This window comes from Yoonia sp. (assembly GCF_036007805.1).
In the GTDB taxonomy this organism is placed as follows: domain Bacteria; phylum Pseudomonadota; class Alphaproteobacteria; order Rhodobacterales; family Rhodobacteraceae; genus Yoonia.
In genome coordinates, this window is record NZ_DASYOK010000072.1 from 1 (window position 1) to 7220 (window position 7220).

Consider the following 7220-nt stretch of genomic DNA (forward strand, 5'->3'; position numbering starts at 1 on the left):
GCGCCTCAGCGCGCACTAGCGATTTCTAACGCCGAAAAGAAAAGGCCACGTCCCGTTGACGTGGCCTTTGTAATTTTCAGGATGTGCCAGACCTTAGGTCATATACTGGCCGCCATTGGCCGACAGGGTCGAGCCCGTCACAAAACCCGCATCATCAGACACAAGGAAACAAACCGCACGCGCAATTTCCGAGGCTTCGCCAAGGCGACCAACAGGGATCTGCGGCAGAATGACTTCGTTCATCACTTTCTCAGGGATCGTGCTCATCATTTCGGTGTTGATATAGCCGGGTGCCACGATGTTGACCGTGATACCGGCGCGCGCGCCCTCTTGGGCGAGTGATTTAGTGAAGCCGATGTCGCCTGCCTTGGTCGCGGCATAGTTTGCCTGCGCAAACTGGCCTTTCTGGCCATTGATCGAAGAGATGGTCACGATGCGGCCAAACTTGCGCTCGCGCATACCGCCCCAGACATTGTGCGTCATGTTGAACACGCCGTTCAGGTTGGTGTCGATGCATTCATGCCACTGCTGCGGTGTCATCTTGTGGAATGGCGCGTCACGGGTGATGCCCGCGTTGTTCACCAGAATCTCAACCGGACCAAGATCAGCTTCGACCTGGGCGACGCCTGCCTGACAGGCCTCGTAATTCGCGACATCCCATTTGTAGGTCTTGATGCCGGTTTCAGCCGTAAAGGCAGCAGCCTTTTCATCATTGCCCGCGTAAGTCGCGGCAACCTGATAGCCTGCATCTTTCAATGCTGTCGAAATAGCTGCGCCGATACCGCGCGAGCCGCCTGTTACGAGTGCAACACGGGACATAGTTTCTCCTCCGGGGAATTTCCTTAGATAATCTTATTATCGTTGCGCCACACTAGGCGCAACAATATTTCTCTGCGGGGTTATGGACGCTCAACGCACATCGCAACACCCATGCCGCCGCCGATGCACAACGTCGCAAGGCCTTTTTTGGCACCACGGCGTTTCATTTCGAAGAGCAGCGTGTTCAGAACACGGCAGCCAGAGGCACCGATCGGGTGACCGATTGCGATTGCTCCGCCGTTGACGTTCACGATCGCCGGATCCCAACCCATCTCTTTGTTGACGGCACAGGCTTGGGCCGCGAAAGCTTCGTTCGCTTCAACAAGATCCAGATCATCAACGCTCCATCCGGCTTTTGCCAGCGCTTTTTGCGATGCATAGATCGGGCCGACACCCATAATGGTCGGGTCAAGCCCGGCTGTGGCATATGACACAATGCGCGCCAGCGGTTCGATGCCGCGCTTTTCGGCCTCATCCGCGGACATCAGCAAAGTTGCCGCCGCACCGTCGTTCAAGCCCGAGGCGTTCGCCGCAGTCACAGACCCGTCCTTGGTAAAGGCAGGGCGCAGCTTTTGCATGGCTTCAATCGTGGCGCCGTGGCGGATGTACTCGTCTTTGTCGACGATGATATCGCCTTTACGTGTCTTCACGGTGAAGGCTGTGATTTCATCGTCAAAGCGGCCTTCTTTCTGGGCTGCTTCCGCCTTGTTTTGCGACGCAACCGCGAATGCGTCCTGCATCTCGCGTGTGATCTGGTATTTCTCGGCCACGTTTTCGGCTGTCTGACCCATGTGATAGTTGTTGAACGCATCCCACAGACCGTCACGGATCATGGTGTCGATATAGGTCATATCGCCCATTTTGTGACCGGCGCGCAGGTTCGCGGCATGTGTGGACAGAGACATGTTTTCCTGTCCACCAGCGGCCACAATAGACGCATCACCCAGCTGGATATGCTGTGCGCCCAGCGCAACCGCGCGCAGACCGGACCCACAGACCTGGTTGATGCCCCAAGCGGCGGATTCTTTCGGCAAACCCGCGTTGATATGCGCCTGACGCGCGGGGTTCTGCCCCTGGGCGGCTGTCAGAACCTGACCGAGGATCGTTTCGCTAACTTCGGATTTATCGATACCGGCACGCGCGACGACGGCTTCCAGAACGGTGGCCCCCAGATCATGTGCGGGTGTGTTTGCGAATGATCCGCCGAAACTGCCAACGGCGGTGCGTGCTGCGGATGCGATAACGACGTTCGTCATGGATGGTTCCCTTCAGGTTTTGGTCCAGCAAAAAGGTGCCAGTTCCACCCGACAGGTGCAAGCCAAACACCTTAGCCCATTGCCCCTTTGGGTATGCGCAATTGTACCGAAAAGCAAATCAAAGCATCTGGGTACTTGGTAGATTTCTGCTATAGCGCGGGTTTTGGCACGCCAAAGTAATACCCTTGCAAGCAATCCACACCGAGGCCTTCGAGAAATTCAGCCTCTGCCGCCGTTTCCACCCCGTCTGCAACGGCAAACATTTCGAACTGATGCGCGACTGTGATCAGCGCCTCTGCCAAAACCTGATTGTCGGGATCACGGTCAATGCCACGGATAAAGCTTTTGTCGATCTTCACCAGATCAAAGAAAAAAGACTTTAAATGTCGAAACGCGATAAGGCCCGCACCAAAGCCATCCAAAGCAAAGCCAACGCCCCGCGGTTGCATTTCGCTCATAAAGCGGATCACGTTTTCATGCAGCATCATGGCTGATGTTTCGCTGATCTCAAAGATCAAACGATCCCCCAGATTGTTGCGGTCCAGAAGCCCGCGATCCAAGGTGCGCCGCCATTCACCATCGCCAATGGAACGCGCCGAAAGGTTGACCGACAGGCGCAGGTCCGGGTTCTGACGCAGTTTGCGCAGCGCCAGTTCCAGCGACAGACAATCAATCTGACGGCCCAGATCCGTGTCTTCGACCTGCGGCATAAAGTGGGCCGCAGGCAGCACCCGCCCGCTTTCATCCGACAAACGCATCAGGCCCTCATAGAAAGCGACTTGATGCTGCGCGTCGGATGTCACAACAGGCTGGAACGCCAATTGCCCACGCCCCGCTGCCAGTGCATCGCGCACCAGATACAGCACATCTGCATCACGGCTTGCCATTGCGTATCCGAATGGATCATCCAGCTCTTGCTTATCAACCTGCGCAAGGCTGAGCGTGGTGTTTTGCATCTGCGCACTCCATACTAAACCTGCGCAAGATGCCCCAGTTTGGGCTAACAACCGGTTAAGGGAACCCGAATGAATGAGCGTTGCGGCTGGGCCGGACCTGAGCAGATTTACATTGATTACCATGACACCGAATGGGGTGTGCCCGAGTATGACAGCCGCGCGCTTTGGGAAAAGCTGATCCTGGACGGGTTTCAGGCGGGGCTGTCATGGATCACGATCCTAAAAAAGCGTGATAACTTTCGGGCGGCCTTTGCGGGGTTTGAGCCTGATGTGATCGCCGAATGGGGCGAGGCCGACGTTGCGCGCCTGCTGGGTGACGCCGGTATCATCCGCCATCGTGGCAAGATCGAAGCAACCATCGGCAATGCCCGCGCATGGCAAGAGATAGAAGCGCGGCAGGGCTTTGACCGGTTCTTATGGAACTATGTGGACGGGGTGCCGCTGCGCACCACCATTTCAGACCGTGCAGATATGCCAACGCAATCGCCGCTCTCTGCGCAGATATCAAAAGACTTGAAAAAGGCGGGCTTCCGGTTTTGCGGCCCGACGATTGTCTATGCCTTCATGGAAGCAACAGGGCTGATCAACAATCACCTGACCACCTGCCCGCGCCATGCCCCCTGTGCGGCATTGGCGCGCGATCCGGCCGATGTCTGGCCTACCAGCGTTTAAGCGCGTCCTCGTCAGCGTCTTTGGCATCAACCCATGAGGCGCCCTGCGCGGTCACTTCTTTCTTCCAGAACGGCGCGCGGGATTTCAGGTAATCCATCAGAAAGTCCGCCGCCTCAAAGGCTGCGGCGCGATGGGCGGACGCCGTGGCGACCATCATGATCGGTTCACCGGGTTTGAGCGGCCCATAGCGATGGATCACCAATACATCCGCCAGCGCCCAGCGCGCGACAGCCTCATCCGCGATCGTAGCAATCGCGCGTGTCGTCATGCCGGGGTAGTGTTCGATCAGCATTTCTTGCAGGTCGCCTTGGGTGTCGCGGACAACGCCAGTAAAGCTGACAACCGCGCCAATATCGGTGCTCCCTTGCGCGAAGGCATTCAGCTCTTCGCCTGCGTCAAAAGCCTCTGCCTGTACACGAACCGTCATCAGCCGCCCGTCATCGGAGGGAAGAACGCAACCTCGCGCACACCAGCCAAGGGCGCGTCGAAATCCGATAGCTCCTGATCAAGTGCGACGCGTAGCGCGCTGATATCGGCAAAGGCAGCGGCATAGCGTTCTTCGCGGGCGCTCAGCTCGGCAATCAGGTCTTTCACCGTTGCAGCACCTGTTTCCACTGTTTCTTGCGGCAGACCAATGCGTTCACGCACCCATGCAAAATAGACAACATTCATATCCCACCATCCTGCAGAAAAGGACGCGATTTGTTAAAGTAATCCCAGCCCGTCACCAGCGTCAGCACCGCTGCGGCCCAGAGCATCACGATACCGCCCCACCAGCTTATGACCATGCCTTGGTATTTCCACCAAAGCCCCAATTCGTCAGGCCCACCGCCAAAGATCGCGTCCTCGACCATCTCTTGTGTCATCGCGAGCGATTGCATCGCGAAATAATGCTCGAACGCGCCGGTCGCGAAAAGCATGGAAATCGCGACCATCTGGGCGGTTGTTTTCCATTTCGCAAGGTTCGTCACTTTCAGCGTGCCGGCAGTGTCGCCCAGGAATTCGCGCAGGCCAGAGACAAACACCTCGCGAAAAATGATGACCGTGGCGGGCAGCAATATCCAGGGGTTCATGCCGGAAAAGCCCGTAATCACGACCAGCGCAATGATCACCATCGCTTTGTCGGCAATCGGGTCCAGCATCGCGCCAAGCTTGCTTTCCTGCTTCCATGCGCGCGCCAGATAGCCGTCAAGAAAATCGGTGAAGGCCGCGACGACAAACAGTACCAGCGCGAACCAATCCGCCCAAGGCCGCGCGAAATAAAGAAACATCACGACAACGCCAGGGGCCGCTGCCAGCCGCAGGATTGTCAGGATATTTGGCAGGTTCAATGTCATAACCGAGTGGTAGCGCGACGCGGCTTCCGATACCAGTGGGAGGAGCGAGAATTTGACGCATCACAGCGGGAATGGATTTGACCCTCCGGGGCGTTCAAGACACAATACACCTGACGCAGCGCGCGTGCGCCGCAAATCCTACCGATATATGGGGATACCCAATGAGATACGTTAAGCCCGAGAGTTTTGAGGCGGCTGCAACCCTATTGCGTGACGCAACCGGCATTTCCCGCATTCTGGCGGGTGGCACCGATGTGCTTGTGCAGTTGAAGGCAGAGATGGTCGAGCCTGATCTGATGGTCGATCTCAAGCACCTGCCCGGCATGCGCGAGATTACCCCCGAGGATGGTGGATTTCGCATTGGCGCGGCGGTGTCAGGGGCTGAACTGGGCGAACATGACGCGGTTAAGGCAATGTGGCCCGGCGTGGTGGAAGGGGTCGAGTTGATCGGCTCTTCCCAGGTCCAAAGCCGTGCGACGATGGCAGGCAACCTTTGCACTGGCTCGCCTGCGGGCGATGCGGTACCCGCGATGGTCACAGCGGAAGCGGTGGCGCGCGTGCACGGCCCTGACGGGGTTCGCGATGTGCCTGTTGTGGATATTCCAACAGGCCCCGGCAAGAATTCCCTGAGCAAAGGGGAATTCATCACCTCGATCTATCTGCCTGCCCGTCCGGCGCATGCAGGTGACGCCTATTTGCGCTTTATTCCCCGCACCGAAATGGACATCGCGGTGTCATCGGCAGCCGTCAGCCTTACATTGGATCAAGAGGGCGTAGTCACGGATGCGCGCATCGCTATTGGTGCGGTGGCCCCGACAGTGCGCTTGGTGAAAGACGCAGGGGTGGCGCTGGTCGGATCAAAGCTGGATGACGCGGCCATCGCTGCAATGGTGCGCGCGGTTGAAGCTGCCTGTTCGCCGATCACAGACAAACGCGGAACTATCGAATTCCGCACGAAAACAGCAGGGGTTCTCGCGAAACGCGCGGCCCTTATCGCCTACGGGCGCGCAGGAGGTCAGCTATGAAAACGATACCCGTTGCAACAACCATCAACGGTGATGAGACAGAATTCCTCTGCCACACCGATGAAAGCCTATTGGATGTACTGCGCGACCGGCTTGGGCTGACAGGCGCCAAAGAGGGCTGCGGCACAGGCGATTGTGGCGCCTGCAGTGTGATGATGAACGGGCGCTTGGTTTGTTCCTGTCTGGTGCTTGGTGTCGAAACCGAAGGCGCAGAGATTGAAACGATCGAAGGCATGGCCAAGGGCGATACCTTGCATCCTTTGCAGCGTGTCTTTCTCGAAGAAGCCGCCTTGCAGTGTGGCATCTGCACACCGGGTATTCTGGTGGCGGCCAAGGCGCTCTTGGAAAAGAACCCCGACCCAACCGACACCGAGGTGCGCTATTGGCTGGCGGGAAACCTGTGCCGCTGTACCGGCTATGACAAGATTATCAAAGCAGTGCAGACTGCTGCCGCTGAAATGAGAGGCGCATAAGATGGCTTTTGATGCACAAGCAGAACGCAAGTTCAATGTGGTCGGCACACGTGTGACCCGCCCTGACGGGATCGACAAGGTCACGGGCAAAGCTGCCTATGGCGCGGATATCTCTGCGCCCGGTATGTTGCATGGCCGCATCCTGCGCAGCCCGCATGCCCATGCGCGGATCGTATCGATTGATACTTCTCAAGCAGAGGCACTGGCTGGGGTGAAGGCCGTTGTCACAGGTGCTGACCTTGCGATGCCGGAGGACGCGGACTTTGCCGATGTGGCAATCAACTGTCTGGCGCGTGACAAGGCGCTTTACGATGGGCACGCTGTGGCCGCCGTCGCAGCAACCAGCAAGGCGATTGCAAAACAGGCGATCCGGCTGATCAAGGTAGAATATGAACCCCTGCCCCATGTCACCGATGTGGACGCCGCGATGAAACCGGATGCACCCGTGGTGCAGGAAGGCCGCGCGCTTGAAAACGTGCCAGCAGGCATGTCGCAGAACGTGACCACCTACTGCAAATTCGGGCATGGTGATCTGGACGCGGGCTTTGCCAAGGCGGACAAGATCATCGAACGCAGCTTCAAAACCGCCGCGACCCACCAAGGCTATATCGAACCGCAGGCCTGCATGGCGAGCCTTGGTAATGATGGCCGTGGCGAGGTCTGGTGCTGCACCCAAGGTCAG

Annotated in this window: 10 protein-coding genes; 4 read left to right on the forward strand and 6 right to left on the reverse strand. The window is 57.8% G+C overall.

The genetic code is table 11. The features are described 5' to 3' along the window. Positions 1-93 precede the first annotated feature (93 nt). The 3 genes from phbB to VGP75_RS04580 form a co-directional block, all read right to left on the reverse strand. Positions 94-819, reverse strand: coding sequence for an acetoacetyl-CoA reductase (gene phbB / locus VGP75_RS04570; protein ID WP_076659648.1), 726 nt, complete (start codon positions 817-819; stop codon positions 94-96). Positions 820-899: 80 nt separating this feature from the next. Continuing rightward, a complete protein-coding gene (locus tag VGP75_RS04575; protein WP_327542533.1) occupies positions 900-2075 on the reverse strand; it encodes an acetyl-CoA C-acetyltransferase in 1176 nt (391 codons plus the stop codon). 149 nt (positions 2076-2224) lie between these two features. Then, positions 2225-3031 (reverse strand): EAL domain-containing protein, encoded by an 807-nt coding sequence (locus VGP75_RS04580; protein WP_327542534.1) that lies wholly within the window; start codon positions 3029-3031, stop codon positions 2225-2227. A gap of 69 nt (positions 3032-3100) precedes the next feature. Between VGP75_RS04580 and VGP75_RS04585 the strand changes: the two genes are divergently transcribed. After that, entirely contained in the window at positions 3101-3703 is a 603-nt protein-coding gene (locus VGP75_RS04585) for a DNA-3-methyladenine glycosylase I (RefSeq protein WP_327542535.1), read from the forward strand. Here the strand turns inward: VGP75_RS04585 and VGP75_RS04590 are convergent. From VGP75_RS04590 to pgsA, 3 genes are read right to left on the reverse strand one after another with little or no spacing between them, the layout of a single operon-like run. Then, positions 3690-4130, reverse strand: a complete 441-nt coding sequence (locus tag VGP75_RS04590; protein WP_327542536.1) for a molybdenum cofactor biosynthesis protein MoaE — start codon at positions 4128-4130, stop codon at positions 3690-3692. The two genes, VGP75_RS04585 and VGP75_RS04590, sit on opposite strands and share 14 nt — an antisense overlap. Continuing rightward, positions 4130-4375, reverse strand: coding sequence for a molybdopterin converting factor subunit 1 (moaD, locus tag VGP75_RS04595; protein ID WP_327542537.1), 246 nt, complete (start codon positions 4373-4375; stop codon positions 4130-4132). The genes VGP75_RS04590 and moaD overlap by 1 nt, the downstream gene beginning before the upstream one ends. After that, the gene (pgsA, locus tag VGP75_RS04600) at positions 4372-5040 is read right to left on the reverse strand and encodes a CDP-diacylglycerol--glycerol-3-phosphate 3-phosphatidyltransferase (protein WP_327542538.1); all 669 of its coding nucleotides are present in this window, start codon (positions 5038-5040) and stop codon (positions 4372-4374) included. Before pgsA ends, moaD begins: the two co-directional genes overlap by 4 nt. Before the next feature lie 161 nt (positions 5041-5201). Here pgsA and VGP75_RS04605 point away from each other — a divergent pair, with 161 nt between their 5' ends. From VGP75_RS04605 to VGP75_RS04615, 3 genes are all read left to right on the forward strand, one after another. Beyond that, positions 5202-6065, forward strand: a complete 864-nt coding sequence (locus VGP75_RS04605; RefSeq protein ID WP_327542539.1) for an FAD binding domain-containing protein — start codon at positions 5202-5204, stop codon at positions 6063-6065. Further along, positions 6062-6538 carry a (2Fe-2S)-binding protein gene (locus VGP75_RS04610; RefSeq protein WP_327542540.1) on the forward strand — a complete coding sequence of 159 codons (477 nt, stop codon included), beginning with the start codon at positions 6062-6064 and terminating at the stop codon, positions 6536-6538. Before VGP75_RS04605 ends, VGP75_RS04610 begins: the two co-directional genes overlap by 4 nt. Position 6539: 1 nt before the next feature. Next, a partial coding sequence (locus VGP75_RS04615; protein WP_327542541.1) for a xanthine dehydrogenase family protein molybdopterin-binding subunit occupies positions 6540-7220 on the forward strand: 681 nt, incomplete at its 3' end.

Coding starts and splice junctions, on each gene's coding strand:
- phbB (WP_076659648.1), bottom strand. CDS start 819: ATGTCCCGTGTTGCACTCGTAACAGGCGGCTCGCGCGGTATCGGCGCA.
- VGP75_RS04575 (WP_327542533.1), bottom strand. CDS start 2,075: ATGACGAACGTCGTTATCGCATCCGCAGCACGCACCGCCGTTGGCAGT.
- VGP75_RS04580 (WP_327542534.1), bottom strand. CDS start 3,031: ATGCAAAACACCACGCTCAGCCTTGCGCAGGTTGATAAGCAAGAGCTG.
- VGP75_RS04585 (WP_327542535.1), top strand. CDS start 3,101: ATGAATGAGCGTTGCGGCTGGGCCGGACCTGAGCAGATTTACATTGAT.
- VGP75_RS04590 (WP_327542536.1), bottom strand. CDS start 4,130: ATGACGGTTCGTGTACAGGCAGAGGCTTTTGACGCAGGCGAAGAGCTG.
- moaD (WP_327542537.1), bottom strand. CDS start 4,375: ATGAATGTTGTCTATTTTGCATGGGTGCGTGAACGCATTGGTCTGCCG.
- pgsA (WP_327542538.1), bottom strand. CDS start 5,040: ATGACATTGAACCTGCCAAATATCCTGACAATCCTGCGGCTGGCAGCG.
- VGP75_RS04605 (WP_327542539.1), top strand. CDS start 5,202: ATGAGATACGTTAAGCCCGAGAGTTTTGAGGCGGCTGCAACCCTATTG.
- VGP75_RS04610 (WP_327542540.1), top strand. CDS start 6,062: ATGAAAACGATACCCGTTGCAACAACCATCAACGGTGATGAGACAGAA.